This is a genomic window from Paenibacillus glycanilyticus NBRC 16618, from assembly GCF_004000805.1.
Taxonomy (GTDB): domain Bacteria; phylum Bacillota; class Bacilli; order Paenibacillales; family Paenibacillaceae; genus Pristimantibacillus; species Pristimantibacillus glycanilyticus.
Window position 1 is genome coordinate 19569 of sequence record NZ_BILY01000011.1, and the last position, 16548, is coordinate 36116.

A 16548-nucleotide genomic window follows, 5' to 3' on the forward strand; every position below is an offset into this window, starting at 1 on the left:
AAAAACAGGGGGCGACGGAAGTGCGGTTGTCGCTCCCTGTTTTCGTTTCGTTATTTTTATTTTTCTGAAGCTTGTTAGTGTCTATGCAATTACTTAGCGGACTCTTGCGTTACTTTTTGGTAAGGAATCCAAACGTATTTGCCATCAGTGATGTCGTAGCCCGTGTTTTCTTTGGTAGGAGTTTCGCCTGCTGCCAGAACCTTCATCAGCATAACCGTAGCTTTACCTTGGTTGTCGGCATCGTTCAGAACCGTACCAAGCATCGTGCCGTCTTTCAGGGCTTGCATTGCAGGGTCCGTTGCGTCAACGCCTACAACCGGCATTTTCTTGTCGCCTTTGAAGTAGCCTGCCGCTTTCAGAGCTTCGATTGCGCCGAGTGCCATGTCATCATTGTTTGCGATAACCGCTTCGATCTTGTCGCCATGGGAACCAAGGAAGGCTGCCATTTTCTCTTGACCTTTAACGCGGTCCCACATTGCCGTATCTTCAGCCAGCTTTTGAACCTTGATGCCTGCATCTTCGATCGCTTGAACGGAGAACTTCGTGCGAAGCTCAGCGTCTTGGTGACCCGGTTCGCCCTTCAGCATGACGTATTGCAGAACGCCGTCGCCGTTTTTGTCCGCTTCAGGATGCGACTTCCAGTAGTCGGCGATGATTTCGCCTTCCATTGTGCCGGACTCTTCCGCTTTTGCGCCTACGAAGAACGCTTTGTCCCATTTTGCAAGGTCGTCGGCAAGCGGTTCGCGGTTAATGAACACGACTGGAATGTCGGCTTTTTGAGCTTTGTCGATAATAACGCCCGCTGCCGTACGGTCAACCGGGTTAATCGCCATTGCTTTTACTTTTTTCGTGATGAACAAGTCAACTTTATCGTTTTGAGTCGGCTGGGAGTTTTGGCTGTCAACGATATCGACCTTAACGTTACCCTCAGCTGCTTTGCTGATCGAGTTCCGCACGCCGCTCATAAATGTATCGTCAAATTTGTAAATCGCTACGCCCGTTTTAGGAAGGCTTCCGCCGCCGGTGCCGCCGTTATTCGAGTTCGAGCAACCTGCTGCCGTAAGTGCCATTGCTCCCGCTACGAGAGCCACTGTCCATTTTTTCATCTCTGTAATACCCCCCGAGTGAATTAAGTAATGCGAGCTTGCCGTATTGCTTGCTTGCTGCATCCTTATTATGTCGAAATTTGAAATGGATTCGAATCTAATATTCTCATCTTTTTTATTAATATTCTCATCAGTTTCTAATCACTGAACGACAGGGAATAGAAGCTTCTGGTTATCCTTCCAGAACATGTTTTTCTTGTCGATCAGCTTGTTCTGAATTTCGACCCGGGACGGGACTTTATGACCAAGCGCGGCTTCCATTGCATATTTCATTCCGAGGTACCCCATACTGAAAGGGTTTTGCACGATAAGCTTTTGCAGCTGATTCTCCTGCAGCAGCTCCAGCAGCTCCGGCGAGCTGTCAAAGCCGACAAGCTTAACCCGATTCCCCGCCTGCTCGTTCCTCAGCTCCATGGCAGTGCCAATCGAAGCTTCCGTATTTAAAGCGATAATGCCGTCGAGGTGCCGCTTACGCAGCTCCTCTGCTACCGTCTGGCTGCAAATATCTTGTTCGCCGCCGCATGTCACCTGGTCAACGATACGGATATTCGGGTATCTGGAGGCAGCATCAAGAATGCCTTGGGCTCTTAGCCTGCCGTTAATCCCCCCGGCTGCATGGGCGATAATGGCGATATCACCTTGCCTTCCGAGCTGATCCGCCAATTCGCGGAGTGCTTGCCCGCCTGCCTCGTAGTTATCCATGCCGATATACGATCTCGTCTTCCCCGAAGTAAGCACGCTGTCGATGGCAATAACCGGTATATGCCGCTCTGCGGCTTCCTTCAGGAACGGAGCGAAAATCTCGTCATCGCTGGCGGCAAGCACGATCGCATCGGGTTTTGTTGCAAGCGCCTGCCTAGCGGCTTGCATCTGCCCGTCGGCATCCGTTTCATCGTAAGAAGCGGTCGTGTACATCGTAATGCCGAATTCCTTAACCGCCGCCTGGGCGCCAAGCATGACATTTTGCCAGTAATCACCTTCGCTTGAACGCAAAATAACTTGAATCGTTATATCCGAAGGTTTCTGTTTCCGTTCCAGAATTCCAGGGTTGAAAGCGGAAATAAGCAGAACGAGGGCTGTCACGGCGAGTAATATACTAGCAATCATCCGTTGTCTCCGGTTCATTCTCCCTGCTCCCTCCCTTCCGCCTGCTTCAGTTCCATAGCCGGGAATCGAACCGTAACGGTTGTTCCTTCCTCAAGCTCGCTTTCGAAATGCAGGCCGTAAGCCTGACCGTAAAATAACCGAATCCGTTCCTGTACGTTCATCACGCCTACTCCCGAGCCCTTGGAGCTGGTCACATGGCCGGCATTGACCTGCTTCAGCCGCTCCTCGCTCATGCCAAGACCGTTATCACTTACTTCAATAACGATATCCTGGCCATCGAGCTTGGCAGACACCCGTATTTGGCCTTTGTCTACCGAAGGCTCGATGCCGTGGACAAGAGCGTTCTCGATAAGCGGTTGAACGATTAGCTTCAGAGTGGCGTAACGCAAGACGGCGTCTTCGGCCTCAATGGAAAAATCAAATTTGTTCTTAAACCTCATTTGCTGAATAACGAGGTAATTCCGGGCATGCTCAAGCTCATCGGCGATTGCAATGACGCTTTTCCCTTTGCCGAGACTAATCCGGAACAGCTTCGATAAAGAAGTGATCATCGTGGTCACTTCTTCGTTCTTGTTCATCCCTACCATGCGAACAACCGAATTAAGCGTATTGTATAGAAAATGTGGATTAATCTGGGCTTGCAAAGCCTCAAGCTCATAGGTGCGTTTGCTTTCCTGCTCCGTCACGATCTGCCTCATCAGCTTCTTGATCGTGCCAATCATGATGTTAAACCGGTCGGCCAGCTGCCGGACTTCAAGCGGACCTTCGCCAACGGCCGTCTGTTCAAAGTTGCCGTGCTCCACATTTTTCATGGACAGCTCAAGCTGCTTGATGGGCTTGGATATCCGCCGCGAGACGATGCTCGTGAGCAGCACAACAATCAGAATTAATGCAAGAAGGAGCTGAAACATGGATCTGTTCAGCTCCGAAATGGAAGTCATGGCTTCATCCTTGTAGGACACGCCTACAACCTTCCAGCCTACGTTGCCGATTGTCTGAACACTGATGATTTTGGTAGCGCTGGAGGTTTTGTCGATAAAGCTGCCATACGTATGTTTGAGCGCGAGCTCAACGTTCTCGTTTTTCAATCCGGCATAAATAAGCTGCAGCTGGGGGTGATAAACAATATTGCCCGCCGACTCATCCAGAATGTAGACATAACCTTTCTCGCCGAGACTAACTCTGTCGGACAGCTCGTCTATCGTGTTGAAGTTAACGTCAAGCAGCAGAACGCCTTGGATCGGCTTGCCGTTATGAATCATCGTAATACTCTTGCTAAGCGAAACGACCCATCTGAACTGCTCCTTATACAGATTTTGCACATGCGGCAGCGAGATGGACAAATGGTTGGGCGTATCCAGCGCGCTTTGGAACCAGCTTTCCGTTGTGACGTCCAGAGCGCTCTTCATCGTAACGTCGGGCAGGTCCATGACAAGCTGCCCTTTGTCATCGAACAAAGCAAGGGATACCGTATCCGCGCGGGTAGACATCATCGTCGCCAGCTGGCGGTGGAGACTCTGCGAGTCCACGTCGCCGCTTTGCGTAATCGTGTGGTACATCATGTTGAATAGATCAGATGTCGCCTGCACGTTATTTTCCAGGCTGTAGCTGACCTGGTCGACAATCTGCTGGGAATTGCGGAAGGCGTTCTCCTCCGCCGTTGTGGCAAACCGGCTGTACAGCACCGTGCTTACGACAACGATAATAAAGACCGAGAACAGGATGAGGGAGACCGATAAAATGTATTGAATGCTTCTGCTATTCCCGTTTTTCATCTGGACGACTCCGCTAAGCCGCTGCGGTATTCCTTGGCGGATACTCCCGCGTACTTCTTAAAGCAAAGACTGAAATAGTTCGGATCGGCAAAGCCAACCTTCTCCGCGATCTCGAAGGTTTTCAGCTCCGTCGTTCTTAGATATTCCTTCGCCGCTTCCATGCGCAGCTGCAGCAGGTATGCGCCGTAGGTCATCTTCACTTCCTTCTTGAACAAGCTGCTGAAATAGCCCGTGCTAATATGAAGATGCGCGCAGACAACGTTTATCGAGAGCTCACGGTCGTTGAAATGGCTTCTCGTGAATTGAATCGCTTCCTCTACGATATGCTTGTACGAATGCTGCCTCCGGCTCGCAATTCGGCTTCTTACTTTGCCGCAAAGATCGGTGAACCAGGCTTTGGTTTCATTAAGCGTATTCAGCTTCTGATATTGATCCAATATGCCCACCGCAAAGATAGGGTCGTTGTCTTTGCCGTCGTCGATCATTTTGGACAGCTTGATAATAGCCGTTACCATCTCGAGCAAATAATGCTCGAAGTTATGCACCGGTACCGGCGCCTGCACGCGCGAGAGATCGTCAAACAGCTCATCGATGACATCGGCCAGCTCCTGCTCCGTTCCCACCTTGATGGACCGGACCAGGTTCTGTTCTTTCCATTCGTCAAAGATCAGCTTCTCCTGCACGCGCTCTTCCATATCGTCGATGCAAATAATTTGATTAATCCCGAGAATTCTGCGGTAATCAAGCGCCACCTCTGCCGCCTCATACGAATACTTCAGGCTGCGGATATCCCGAGTGAACGTCCCGACTCCAATCATGACGGGGAGCTTCAGAAATCTTTCGATGCTCTGCAAAATTTCCTTCAGTACATCCTGGGTCGCTTCCATCACTTCATCGTCCCGGCCATCCGGACTAACCGTAAACAGGACAACCTGATCCTGGTGGATAAATACTTTGCCCAGCTTATGTCTTGTCCAAATCTCACCCGCAATGTTCGCAATGGAGAATAATTTCAGATCAAGGTCCTTTATGGAGGAGACGGCATGAAGAGGATCAAGCTCCTCCTCCGGCTTGTCCGAATGAAGAACGGAGATCACCGATACGACATAACCTTCTCCGTCCAGCTCCATTCCGTATTTCTCCGCTTTCTCTCGGATGCTTGCTAACGACTGATGGCGGGTAATCAAGGAAGAAAGGAATTTTTCCCGGACAATCGGCAAGGTCATGCGGTAATGCTCCCGCAGAAGCTCGACGTTGTTCCGCATCTCCCTTTCTTCATCCATCCTCTGCTTCACTTGAAGCACCGTTTCAGTCAATTGGCTCCCCGAAAAAGGTTTCAGCAGGTAGTTTTCCACTTGCAAATTAATGGCCTGCTTGGCATATTCGAATTCGTCATGCCCCGTCAGAATGACGACGCGGGTAATCGGATACATTTTTTTCACCCAATCGGCAAGCTCGAGGCCGTTCATATAGGGCATGCTAATATCGGTAATGAGCACATCCGGCTCCATTTTTTCTATAAGCTCTATCGCTTCTTTCCCGTTCCCGGCGGTTCTAACCTCGGAGAAGCCGCAGCTCTCCCAGTCAATCTCCATCATTAGACCTTCCGTTACTTCCGGTTCGTCATCAACGAGCAGCAATTTATACATGATGTCTGTTTCTCCCTTCATCAAACCAGTACTCATTTTGCCACAAATAAAAAGACGATAACATTAAATTTGTCGAAAATTGTAGGCAGTTAGAGCGTAATGACCATAATAAGCCTTATTTGCTCTGTTTTACAAGCATTTACGGCCTTTCGCGGCTTCTGCTCTTGTAGCCAAGGTTTGTCCGATATGATAAACTCAAAGGTATGACATTACATGGGAGGGACTAGCATGGCGCCTAAGAAAATGAGATCAGACATGATTAAAAAAGGATTTGACCGCGCACCTCACCGCAGTCTTCTGCGGGCAGCAGGCGTAAAAGAAGAAGATTTCGGCAAACCGTTTATTGCGGTTTGTAACTCTTATATCGATATTATTCCAGGTCATGTCCATTTGCAGGAGTTCGGCAAACTGGTTAAAGAAGCAATTCGCGAAGCGGGCGGCGTGCCGTTCGAATTCAACACAATCGGCGTAGACGACGGTATCGCGATGGGTCACATCGGGATGCGTTATTCCCTTGCCAGCCGCGAGATTATTGCGGACTCCATAGAAACAGTAGTTAACGCTCACTGGTTCGACGGAATGGTCTGCATTCCTAACTGCGACAAAATTACGCCTGGCATGATGATGGGTGCCCTTCGCGTAAACATCCCAACCATGCTCGTAAGCGGCGGACCAATGAAAGCCGGCAGAACTTCTGACGGCCGTGCAATCTCCCTGACTAGCGTATTTGAAGGCGTTGGCCAATATATCGCTGGTAAGATTGATGAAGTAGGTCTTACTGAACTAGAACAATTCGGTTGTCCGACTTGCGGATCTTGCTCCGGAATGTTCACAGCTAACTCCATGAACTGTCTTGCGGAAGGCCTTGGCCTTGCAATGCCAGGTAACGGTACGATTCTTGCTGTATCGCCTGAGCGTAAAGAGTTCGTTAAAGAATCGGCTCGCCAGCTGATGAAACTGATCGAACTTGGCATTAAACCGCGTGACATTGTTACAAAAGAAACTATCGACAACGCATTTGCTCTTGATATGGCTTTGGGCGGTTCAACTAATACCGTTCTACACACGCTTGCAATTGCGCATGAAGCTGGTATAGAATACCCAATCGAACGCATCAATGAAATTGCAGAACGCGTTCCGCATCTTGCGAAAATTGCTCCAGCATCCGATTACCATATCGAAGATGTTCATGTTGCAGGCGGCGTAAGCGCTGTTCTTAATGAGCTGCTCAAAAAAGATGGCGCATTGGATGGCACGCGTTTAACGGTTACTGGTAAAACACTTCGCGAGAATGTTGAAGGCTGTGAAATTCTAGATACCGATGTTCTCCGTACGATCGATAACCCGCATAGCGAACGCGGCGGCTTGGCTGTATTGTTCGGCAACCTGGCTCCAGGCGGCTCGATCGTTAAAGTCGGCGCTATTGACAAATCGGTTGGCGGCTACCATAAAGGTCCTGCAATCTGCTTTGACTCCCAAGACGATGCACTGGCTGGCATCGCCGGCGGCAAAGTGAAAGAAGGTCATGTTGTCGTAATCCGCTACGAAGGTCCTAAAGGCGGTCCTGGCATGCCAGAGATGCTTGCTCCAACTTCGCAAATCGTTGGTATGGGTCTTGGCACTAAAGTCGGCCTGATCACCGACGGTCGTTTCTCCGGCGCATCCCGCGGCATCAGTATCGGCCACGTTTCTCCTGAAGCGGCGGAAGGCGGCCCGATCGCCTTCGTTCAAGACGGCGACATCATTGAGCTTGATATGAACAATCGTGGAATTAACCTGTTGATCAGCGACGAAGAAATGGAAAAACGCCGCGCCGCATGGCCTGGCTTTGAACCAAAAATCAAACGCGGCTACCTGGCTCGCTACTCGCACCTCGTTACGAATGCAAGTACGGGCGGCGTAATGAAGATGTAGTTCGCAGAATTAGAGTTGAGCAGCTCCTTTGGGGGCTGCTTTTTTTGTTTTATGTGGGATGTACAGCAGCACTCCGCAGACGTATATCTCTTCCAATCGCTGTTGGTTCCGGATTCCTCTGATTCAACTATTAGCAAAGTTGGAATCCGGCAACCAAAGGCGAACGCTTCGCTTCTCCAGAGATATACGTCTGCTCCATTGGAGCAAACGACAGCAGCAGAGGCGACGTCGCTGACTCCATTCTGCTCCTTTTGGGGAGGAATGGAATGCACCTGTGCCTGATGAACCCGGCACAGGTGAAAGTTTGGCTGACAGCTTTTTAAGCTGTCGCGCCTCCCTGTCGGGAGAAGCAACCTAATCCAAACCTAAACCAAACCTAAACCTAAAACCTAAACCTAAACCTAAACCTAAACCTAAACCATACCTAAACCATACCTAAACCAAATACCCCAACCACCCAAACATCCCAACACCTTACTAAGACCAAAGCTATCCACGTTCCAAGCAACATTTGCATCAAATCTTCTAATTTCAAGCTGATTCACTACAATTGCAGATACCGTCCTCCCCCTATCTACAAATTAACCTGTTAAGAGCAGCATCTCCACAACGTTTACATAGGACACATCAACCTACTCGGCTACCTTCTCTCCCATTGCTTAACGATGTGCGGCATCGTTAAGGTGATTCAAATTGGCGTGAATAAGCGGCTTAACGATATGGCATATCGTTAGGAAGGCGGGATGTCGGGGATTTTCGCAGAAACAGCTGATTTCGGGCTGGCCTTACGATGTGCGGCATCGTTAAGGTGGTTCAGTATGGTGGGAATGAATGGCTTAACGATATGGCATATCGTTAAGCTAGAAGAGGGATAAAAAAGCCTGGCAGTCGTTGACCGCCAGGCTTTGTTTAGTTTAGATAACGGATGGGTTGCTGTCCATTTCGGAAGCATCCGTATTTTCGAGGGAAGGTGCCGACTTTGCCGCCGCTACTTCCTGATGAGGCTTGGCGCCTTTGGCCGTGGAAGCATGCGCTCCGTTTACGGCAAACATCAGAAGCTGCTCCAGCGGCATTAACAGCATATGCGGTTTGATGGAATCCCGCTTTGCTTTGCCCCTTGCGTTGCGCTGTTTATTGGTAAGAACGCTGGCAAGGATTTTTAGATATATCCGCGTCGTCCGCGCGAACATGCCGTCCGGCAGAGGCTCCACCTGGAAGCCTAACCGGTCCGCGCCGCGATGGATCATGGTCACGCCATAGATCGCGCGCACCCCATCTACTTCCGGGTCCTTGGCGAGCGTTCTCGCAAGCTGCGGCAAAGCCTGTTCCATTTCCCGGAGCAGCCTAATTCCCGTCGCTAACGGCGAGCCCGATTGCAAGGCAATCGAAGACAGCATCTTATTGTCGAAATGAAGCTCAACGATTTTGTCCCCGTGCCTCAAGAAGCCGTTATCCGCCAGCTTAACCGGCTCCCCATGGTACTTGATGACACGGTAATGGAATGCCGCATTCTCGCCCCCGACCGTTTTCAACCGGAAAACCACGTGGTACAGCTTCTCGTAGAGCAGCCATGCTCCAACCAACGCATTCTTCATTACAGACTGCTTCGGCGTTTTCTCTGTCAATTTCATCATCTCCGCTATGCCGACAAATCGAAAGCCCCGCTTCGTCGCTACTTCCATATAAGCTTCAAGAGCAAGCAGCATATTCGCCGGTGCCGTAGGATCCGCGCCTGGCGTACGGCCGCAATCATGCAGCAGCAATACTTCTCCGGGGCGCATCTTCTTCATCATTTTCCGCTTGAGATTCTCGGCGCCAAGTTTAACGTTCCAATCCCCGAAAATGGCCGACCACAAGATGATTTGCATCTTATTGCGGTTCATGAAATCAAAGACGTTAACAATCCCCCAAGGCGGCCGATAAAAAGCGGAACGAATCCCGACAGCCTCCCGTATTACGTCTGAGGTACGATCGATCTGACTGCGAACCGTCTTTGGCCTCATAAACCAGTTGGTCTTATGAACATAATTATGAATACCGATTATATGTCCTTCCTCATGCATTCTCCGCAGTATTTCCGGATGCTTCTCTGCATGTGAGCCTACTACAAAAAAAGTGGCTTTCGCCTTATAACGGGCAAGCAGATCAAGCAGCTGGGGCGTATATTCAGGATCCGGACCATCATCGAAGGTTAAAGCGATATCGCTTGTGACACGGCCTTTCTTGAATACGCGAAATCCGAAAACACGGCTGATTAGCGCAGGGATAAAGGCATACAAGGACAAGAAGTAAAATGCCCAAAGCAGCAATTGTAACATTTTCTATACCCCACCGTTTATGAAAGTTATAAACACGATACCTTTAATTGTACCATATGAGCATTAATTATAGGCATCGTTTTAAAAATTATAGTACAATCACAACAGGGATTTGATTCCTGTACGAGAGGAGATTATTGTATGCTTCCGTTTTACAAGAAATACTGGCGTACTGCATTCGACATAGCACTTATTGCCCTAACGGTGTATCTGGTTATGTTCGCCTTCAGCTATCTGTACAAGATCGCGACGCCTATTTTCTTTGCCTTTGTCATTTATCTGTTTATCGAACCGCTGGCCAAGCGGCTGAACAAAATCGGGATCAAAAAATCGATCGCTTCCGGCATATCCGTGCTGGTGTTCTCCCTCATTATTATTGGCCTTTTTTCCGGACTAGCCTACATCATTACAAGCCAAGGCGCCGACTTCATCAAGGTGAAATTGCCACAGTACCAAGAGCTCTTCAAGGAGCAGGTGCAGGATGATTCCAGCGTGTTCCAGCAAAAGCTTCAAGCACTGCCTCCCGAATGGGTCAATAAAATCACCGAGTACATTAACGGAGCAACGGAATATTTGCCGAAGCTGGCCAATATTATTTTCACCGGTCTGATCGGATATATTTCGTCCTTCTCTACTTTTCTCTTCAACTTTGTAATCGGGATTATTCTGGCGTACTTCCTCAGCATTGAGATTAAAGTATGGAAAAAAACCGCCAACGACAAAACGCCTAACACGTTCAAAAAAGCTTTCTTCTTCCTTAGAGAAAATGTATTTAAAGGAATTGGAGCTTACGTGAAGGCTCAGGCAAAAATGATGAGTATTACGTTCCTCGTTATTTTCGCTGCGCTGCTTGTTCTTAGAGTCGAAAATGCTTTCGCAATCTCCTTAACGGCCGGAATCTTCGACGTATTGCCGCTTCTTGGCGTCAGTACGCTGTTTATTCCTTGGATCATTTATTTGTTCCTGGTTGGTCAAACGACGCTTGCCGTATGGCTGTCCGTGCTTTTGGTTGCCGTTGTTCTGACGCGTCATATCGTAGAGCCGAAAATTACGGGCGATACGCTGGGCGTATCCGCCTTCACGATGCTATCCTGCATGATCGTATCGCTGCATTTATTTGGCGTAGCAGGCGTCATTTTGTCGCCAATCATCATCATTCTGATCAAAGCGCTGTACGAGCAAGGCTTCTTCCACCGCTGGATCCGTACGCCGCAAGGCGAGTTCGACGTTCATCCGTTCCCGGCTGCCGCCGAGGAGGAAATCGACGGCAAGCAGCCTTCAACGGGAGTATAAGGCGAGAATGTCCATGACGCCGCGAAACAGCTCCGTTGCCTGATTACTGCTATCAGGCGGACGATTCTCCGCCAGCACCGCAACCGCATAACGGGGCTTTTGGGCCGGACCGTATCCCGTGAACCATTGGTTCACGCGGGGCGCTCCGGCCCTTATTATTTCGGCGGTGCCGGATTTGCCGGCTACCGCCCACAGTCCTTGGCGGATCGACCGGCCTGTTCCATGGTCGACAACCGCCTCCATGCCGCGAAGCAGCTTGCGCGCGGTGGCCGGACGAATCCGGCCATCCGCCGCCGAAGCGCTCTTCGCGGGGATGGTCACCATCCGCTGGCCGTTGGCATAGCGGATTTCCCGGACAAGGCGCGGCTCCATCACGCGCCCGTGGTTAAGCAGCGTGAGGACCAGATTCGCCGCCTGCAGCGGCGTCATCAATACATCACGCTGCCCAATGGCGGAATGCGCCATTACGCCGCCATCCGTCTTGACGCCGGCCACAGCCGGGAATAACCGCCCGGCTTCCTCTTCCTGTAGCAGCCGGAGGGGATGATGGAACGGCCCAAAGGCCCGTTCCGAATGCCACCCGGCCTGCTTCCCAATTCCCAAGGCGGTTGCTGTACGCTGCAGCTGCTGCGCGCTTAACCGTTCCGCGATTGTCGCGAATACGATATTGCAGGACTGCGCGAGTCCCTCCTGCAGCGTAAGCGTGCCATGCCCGCCCTCTTTCCAGCAGGACAAGCCGTATTTGCCGTATTCCCCGTTGCAGGTAAAACGCTCCTTCTCGCTTGTCACTCCAGCTTCCAGAGCGGCAGCTTCGGTTACCAGCTTAAAAATAGAGCCGGGCACGGCCGCCTGAATCGCATGATTGGCCCACTCCTTCTCGTCATCCAGCTGCAGCGGCTCCATCTGCGGCCTGGATATCATCGCCACAATATCTCCGTTTTCCGCGTCCAGAACAACAATCGCCCCTTCCTTGAGCGGTTTGGCATCGATATAGGCCTCAAGCCTGTTCTGCAGCTCAAGATCAAGCGTGGTCTGAACCTGTAGCGGATAATACGGATTTCCCGGCCCCGTAACGCGGTAATTAAGCCCCAGCAACGGCCCCTTGTTGCCGTCCGTAAAATAAGAGACCGATGTAGCGCCAGCGCCATGCAGCAAATTATCCAAAGACTTTTCAAGACCCGAACCGCCTATCAGCTCGTTGATTTTCCGTTTGCCTGACTCAAGCTCCTTCGCATACGCCAGCTCTAGATGCTCCGGATGCTGGCTGATATACCCAAGCGCCTGCTTGGCGGCAAATGCCGAAAAATAACGGTTCCGGTATGGCAGAGCTCTTACTCCGTTCAAATGAAGCAAAGCCAGCTTCTGCAGCTGTTTGTCCGATAAGCGATAAGGAAGCTTGTCCTTCCCCTTATGCCAGAAAGACGGCTCCCGCAGCTCCTGCCACCAGCTTACCAGCTGTCCTTCCGTTACATTCAGCATCGCGGCAAGCTGCCGCACATTCTGATGCCACTTTTTCTCCGTTTCGGCATCTTCAAACCTCATATTCACGGGAAATAAGGCAAGCGTATAATACGTCTCGCCCGTGATTGGCTTATTATATCGGTCTACGAAATCTCCCCGGCCTGAATCCAATACAAGATTCCGTTCCCGCTGCATAACCGACATCCGCTTCCAGCTTGTCCGACTCATGGCAGTAGCGGCATTCTTATGCCCGAAACCGGGAGTCAGCTGCAGCCAGGCAAGCCTCGCAATAAACCCGGACAAAATAAATACGAATAATAACCCGATTACAGCAATACGTCTTCTCATGTAAGGCGCCTCCAGTCATTAGACATTATCACCTTACCGGAGCACAAAAAAACCGTCCAAAAGGATCTTTGATCCAATTGGACGGCTTACGATTAATCGATTTTGAAACGGGACAACGAATCCTTGAGACCGCGGGATACGGCATCCAGCTTCTCGGACAGGTTAACCAGCCCGTTGCTAATGCTGAGCTGCTCCGTGCTAAGCGACGCGACTTCTTCGGAAGTCGCCGAGGACTGCTGCGCAACGGCACTTACATTTCCCATCGCTTCCGTTAACACCGCTTGCGATTGATCCAGCATGGTGACCGAATTCGTTACCGAATCCAGCTTCTGCACGAATTGTCCCATCTGGTTCTGTACGGTGAGGAAGAGCTGGTTCGCTTCTTTAACCGAACCAATCTGCTCCTGGAACAACGGATACGCATCGGACAATACCGTAACCGTCTCTTCGATCTGCGTCATGATCGTCTCCGTAATCTGGCCTACGACATCGATCGATTGACGGGATTGATCCGCCAGCTTGCGGATCTCGTCGGCTACGACCATAAAGCCTTTGCCTGCCGCTCCGGCGCGCGCCGCTTCGATGGTTGCGTTCAGCGACAGAATGTTCGTCTGCTTCGTCAAATTGTTTAATACATCCAGAATTTTTACGATCGAACCGGTGCTCAGCTTGAGGCTATCTACCTTCTCTACCATGGAACGAGTCATTTCTTCCGTCATGCCCGTCTTCTGAATAAGAAGCCCCATGTACGCCGTACCTTGCTGGCTTGCTTTTTCCACTTCGCCGGCGGATTCTACCATATGGCCGGTTGCTTCCATAACCGACTTCATTTGATGATTGATATTGCCTGTCAGATCGCTGCCTCTTTCCGCCTCAACAGCAAGGCTGGATGCGCCGCTTGCGATTTCTTCCGTCGCAACGGAAATCTCTCTTGCCGAAATCGCGGTCTTCTTCGACACATCGGTCAGCTCGCCAGCCGTAGACAAAACATCGTCAGCCGACTGGGTTGTTTGCTTCGCAAGCGCCGTAATCTGTGTCATCATTTTGTTGAAGCTGTCGCCAAGCTGACCGATCTCATCCTGGCGTTTCTTCATATTCGAACGAACCGTCAGATTGCCGCGTTCGCCTTCATTCATCAGATTACGCATCGCCATTAACGGCATTGCAATGGTCCGGATAACCAGCATGCCGATAGCAATTGCAATAAACATCGCAACCAATGCAATCAGCCAGGTCATTTTGTTAATAACGCCGGCGTCTTTCACCAGTTCGTTAACCGGGATTGTTCCGACCAGTCTCCAGCCTGTTGTATCCAGCGTCTTGAATACGGACAGAACCTCTTCCCCGTCAGTGGATTTCTCTTTCAGCGATCCTTCCTCATCAATATTCAGTTTAACGACGTTGCCTTTGCCGATAAGACTGTTGTCCGGAGATGAGATGTACTTATTATCGCTGTCCACTAGGTAAATGCTGCTGCCTTTGCCAAGCGATACGTCTTCATATTGGCCGCGGATATCCTCGAGGTTAAGCTCGATCAGCAGGATATACGAGGCCGCATTCGTTGTCGTGTTGTTCATCTGCCTGCTGAGACCAATCGACGGCAGCTTGTCCGATGTGCCAAAGCCCGTTGGCTGCGTTTCAATCCAGTTCACGCCGCCTTTAGAGGTTTTCGTCTTCTCGAACCAATCCGATTTCATCAGATCGGGAGCAACGGCCACGGAGGCCGTTCCGTACGTAATAACCGGTAGTTTATCGTCCAGCGGCAGCAAATAGGCACCGATAATAGCCTTGTTGGCCATCACCGCGTTTTGCAGACGGTCTCCCAAATTCTTCTCCGCCTCAAACAAATCAAAGGCTTCCGTGCTCTCCTCCAGGGTAGAAACAAGCTTATGGAATTCTTTATCGATCATGATCTGCATCGACAGATCCTCGTATGTCTTCAGAATAATATCCAGGTTCGCCGAAGCCTGTACGATAGTCTCGAAGCTTGCGCTTGAAACTTTATCCTCAACGATACCCTTCGCTTTTGAATAGGCCATTTGACCCACTACCAATACGCACGCGATAATGCTGACGAAAATAATCAGGAATAGCTTTGTACCTACCGACTTTAACGGGTTGGAGAAAATGGATGTGAAAGTCTGCGTTACTTGCTTCGTTGTTTGTGCGGTAACCGCCTGCGCTTTTGATTGCGCTTTCATATTTTGCGGCTTCTCTTTAACTTTTTTAGGTTTGTCCGTTTTCTTCATGCAAGACACCGCCTCTTTATCGTTATGTAATTTGTCTGCTGGATCGGTCTAGTTCTATTACCCTATATTGGTATGTACAGTCCTATTATTTTATATCGGTCGGAAAATGTCAATTGATTAGTAGATTCGAACAACTATTTTTTCCCAATAAAAAACAAGGAAGGACAAATGTCCTTCCTTGTCGAGATTTTCCACCCTATTTCGCAGCGGTTTGATTGCTCGTTTCGATATTTTTCAGATGCTCTTTATACGTTTTGGCAAAGAGATGCGTCTGCGAGCCGTCCTTTTTCGTGACGTAATAGAAGTAGTCGTTTTTCTCCGGATACAAAGCCGCTTTAATCGAAGAGAGACTTGGGCTTGCAATCGGACCCGGCGGCAGTCCGTCAATCTTGTACGTATTATAAGGACTGTCGATCTGCAGATCCTTCTCGTATAACCGTTCCTTTGGCTTATCCAGCAAATACTGAACGGTCGCATCGATCTGGAGAGGCATTCCTTTCGCCAGACGGTTATAGATAACGCCGGCCACAACCGGCCGCTCCTCATCGACAACAACCTCTCTCTCGATCAAGGAAGCAATCGTGAGCAGCTGATGGAGCGTCAGCTTGCGCTCTGCAAGAACATCCGTCCAGCCCTCCGGCAAGGTGTTCAGCTTCGTGTCCAGCTCCGCCATCATCCGCTTGAGAATATCCTCTTCCGTACTACCCTTCTTCAGCTCATAAGTCTCCGGGAACAAATACCCTTCCAGCCGGTGATGAAGCTTGTCGTCGGCAGGTATCGATTTTACGGCCTCCGCGCCTTCCCAGCCCGAGGCGGAATCCGCAAGCGCCAGAAATTTAGCCTTGTCGATCAGCTTTTCTTCCGACAGCTTGTCGGCAATCTGAAGCAAAGTAAAGCCTTCCGGAATCGTGAACCGGATCATGGCCTCGGCTACAGTGTCTCCGCTATTCAGCTTAGCGATAATCTCGTCATTCTCCATGCCGGGGCTTAAATCATAGACGCCCGCCTGGAAATGGGAGCCTTCCTTCTTGGCCTTCAAGTAGTATTTAAACAAAAAGGAGTTCTTGATAACGCCATGCTCTTCCAGCGTATCGGATACCGCAAACGCCGAAGCGCCCTTGGCGATTTCAATTCGGACAGGTTCGCCTGGAGCTGTCGGCTTTAACCCGTTCCAAACATACAAAAAGACACTCCCCGCTCCAATAATGAGGAGAGCCAGGAGCGATAAAATGACCCACAGGACAATACGGCCTGCCGAGGGTCCTGATCTTGAATGCTGCTGTCTCGATTGCACCAACCGCGTTCCTCCTAAAAAATATGATCACGCA

At 50.3% G+C, this 16548-nt stretch carries 10 protein-coding genes; 2 read left to right on the plus strand and 8 right to left on the minus strand.

Annotation, left to right across the window (positions count from 1 at the left end; translation table 11 throughout):
* Window positions 1–89 precede the first annotated feature (89 nt).
* From PGL01S_RS10945 to PGL01S_RS10960, 4 genes are all read right to left on the minus strand, one after another.
* Complete coding sequence (locus PGL01S_RS10945; protein WP_127494446.1) at window positions 90–1106, minus strand: galactose ABC transporter substrate-binding protein; 1017 nt, start codon at window positions 1104–1106, stop codon at window positions 90–92.
* Between the two features lie 141 nt (window positions 1107–1247).
* Window positions 1248–2231 carry a substrate-binding domain-containing protein gene (locus tag PGL01S_RS10950; RefSeq protein WP_127494448.1) on the minus strand — a complete coding sequence of 328 codons (984 nt, stop codon included), beginning with the start codon at window positions 2229–2231 and terminating at the stop codon, window positions 1248–1250.
* Complete coding sequence (locus tag PGL01S_RS10955) at window positions 2228–3988, minus strand: cache domain-containing sensor histidine kinase (protein ID WP_127494450.1); 1761 nt, start codon at window positions 3986–3988, stop codon at window positions 2228–2230. Before PGL01S_RS10955 ends, PGL01S_RS10950 begins: the two co-directional genes overlap by 4 nt.
* Complete coding sequence (locus PGL01S_RS10960; protein WP_164775441.1) at window positions 3985–5637, minus strand: response regulator; 1653 nt, start codon at window positions 5635–5637, stop codon at window positions 3985–3987. The genes PGL01S_RS10955 and PGL01S_RS10960 overlap by 4 nt, the downstream gene beginning before the upstream one ends.
* Window positions 5638–5880: 243 nt before the next feature.
* Between PGL01S_RS10960 and ilvD the strand changes: the two genes are divergently transcribed.
* Window positions 5881–7551, plus strand: a complete 1671-nt coding sequence (gene ilvD, locus PGL01S_RS10965) for a dihydroxy-acid dehydratase (protein WP_127494685.1) — start codon at window positions 5881–5883, stop codon at window positions 7549–7551.
* A gap of 914 nt (window positions 7552–8465) precedes the next feature.
* Here ilvD and PGL01S_RS10970 read toward each other — a convergent pair.
* A complete protein-coding gene (locus PGL01S_RS10970) occupies window positions 8466–9869 on the minus strand; it encodes a polysaccharide deacetylase family protein (RefSeq protein WP_127494454.1) in 1404 nt (467 codons plus the stop codon).
* Window positions 9870–10010: 141 nt separating this feature from the next.
* Between PGL01S_RS10970 and PGL01S_RS10975 the strand changes: the two genes are divergently transcribed.
* Window positions 10011–11162 (plus strand): AI-2E family transporter, encoded by a 1152-nt coding sequence (locus PGL01S_RS10975; protein WP_127494456.1) that lies wholly within the window; start codon window positions 10011–10013, stop codon window positions 11160–11162.
* On the opposite strand, the gene PGL01S_RS10980 is transcribed toward PGL01S_RS10975, so the two are convergent.
* The 3 genes from PGL01S_RS10980 to mltG form a co-directional block, all read right to left on the minus strand.
* Window positions 11148–12971: a peptidoglycan D,D-transpeptidase FtsI family protein gene (locus tag PGL01S_RS10980; protein ID WP_127494458.1), complete on the minus strand. Its 1824-nt coding sequence runs from the start codon at window positions 12969–12971 to the stop codon at window positions 11148–11150. The two genes, PGL01S_RS10975 and PGL01S_RS10980, sit on opposite strands and share 15 nt — an antisense overlap.
* Window positions 12972–13063: 92 nt before the next feature.
* Entirely contained in the window at window positions 13064–15220 is a 2157-nt protein-coding gene (locus PGL01S_RS10985) for a methyl-accepting chemotaxis protein (RefSeq protein ID WP_244935565.1), read from the minus strand.
* Window positions 15221–15416: 196 nt separating this feature from the next.
* Window positions 15417–16514 carry an endolytic transglycosylase MltG gene (mltG, locus tag PGL01S_RS10990; RefSeq protein WP_127494689.1) on the minus strand — a complete coding sequence of 366 codons (1098 nt, stop codon included), beginning with the start codon at window positions 16512–16514 and terminating at the stop codon, window positions 15417–15419.
* Between the last annotated feature and the right edge of the window lie 34 nt (window positions 16515–16548).

Excerpts from the sequence above, each read along its gene's own strand:
- PGL01S_RS10945 (WP_127494446.1), bottom strand. The coding sequence starts at position 1,106 with ATGAAAAAATGGACAGTGGCTCTCGTAGCGGGAGCAATGGCACTTACG.
- PGL01S_RS10950 (WP_127494448.1), bottom strand. The coding sequence starts at position 2,231 with ATGAACCGGAGACAACGGATGATTGCTAGTATATTACTCGCCGTGACA.
- PGL01S_RS10955 (WP_127494450.1), bottom strand. The coding sequence starts at position 3,988 with ATGAAAAACGGGAATAGCAGAAGCATTCAATACATTTTATCGGTCTCC.
- PGL01S_RS10960 (WP_164775441.1), bottom strand. The coding sequence starts at position 5,637 with ATGTATAAATTGCTGCTCGTTGATGACGAACCGGAAGTAACGGAAGGT.
- ilvD (WP_127494685.1), top strand. The coding sequence starts at position 5,881 with ATGAGATCAGACATGATTAAAAAAGGATTTGACCGCGCACCTCACCGC.
- PGL01S_RS10970 (WP_127494454.1), bottom strand. The coding sequence starts at position 9,869 with ATGTTACAATTGCTGCTTTGGGCATTTTACTTCTTGTCCTTGTATGCC.
- PGL01S_RS10975 (WP_127494456.1), top strand. The coding sequence starts at position 10,011 with ATGCTTCCGTTTTACAAGAAATACTGGCGTACTGCATTCGACATAGCA.
- PGL01S_RS10980 (WP_127494458.1), bottom strand. The coding sequence starts at position 12,971 with ATGAGAAGACGTATTGCTGTAATCGGGTTATTATTCGTATTTATTTTG.
- PGL01S_RS10985 (WP_244935565.1), bottom strand. The coding sequence starts at position 15,220 with ATGAAGAAAACGGACAAACCTAAAAAAGTTAAAGAGAAGCCGCAAAAT.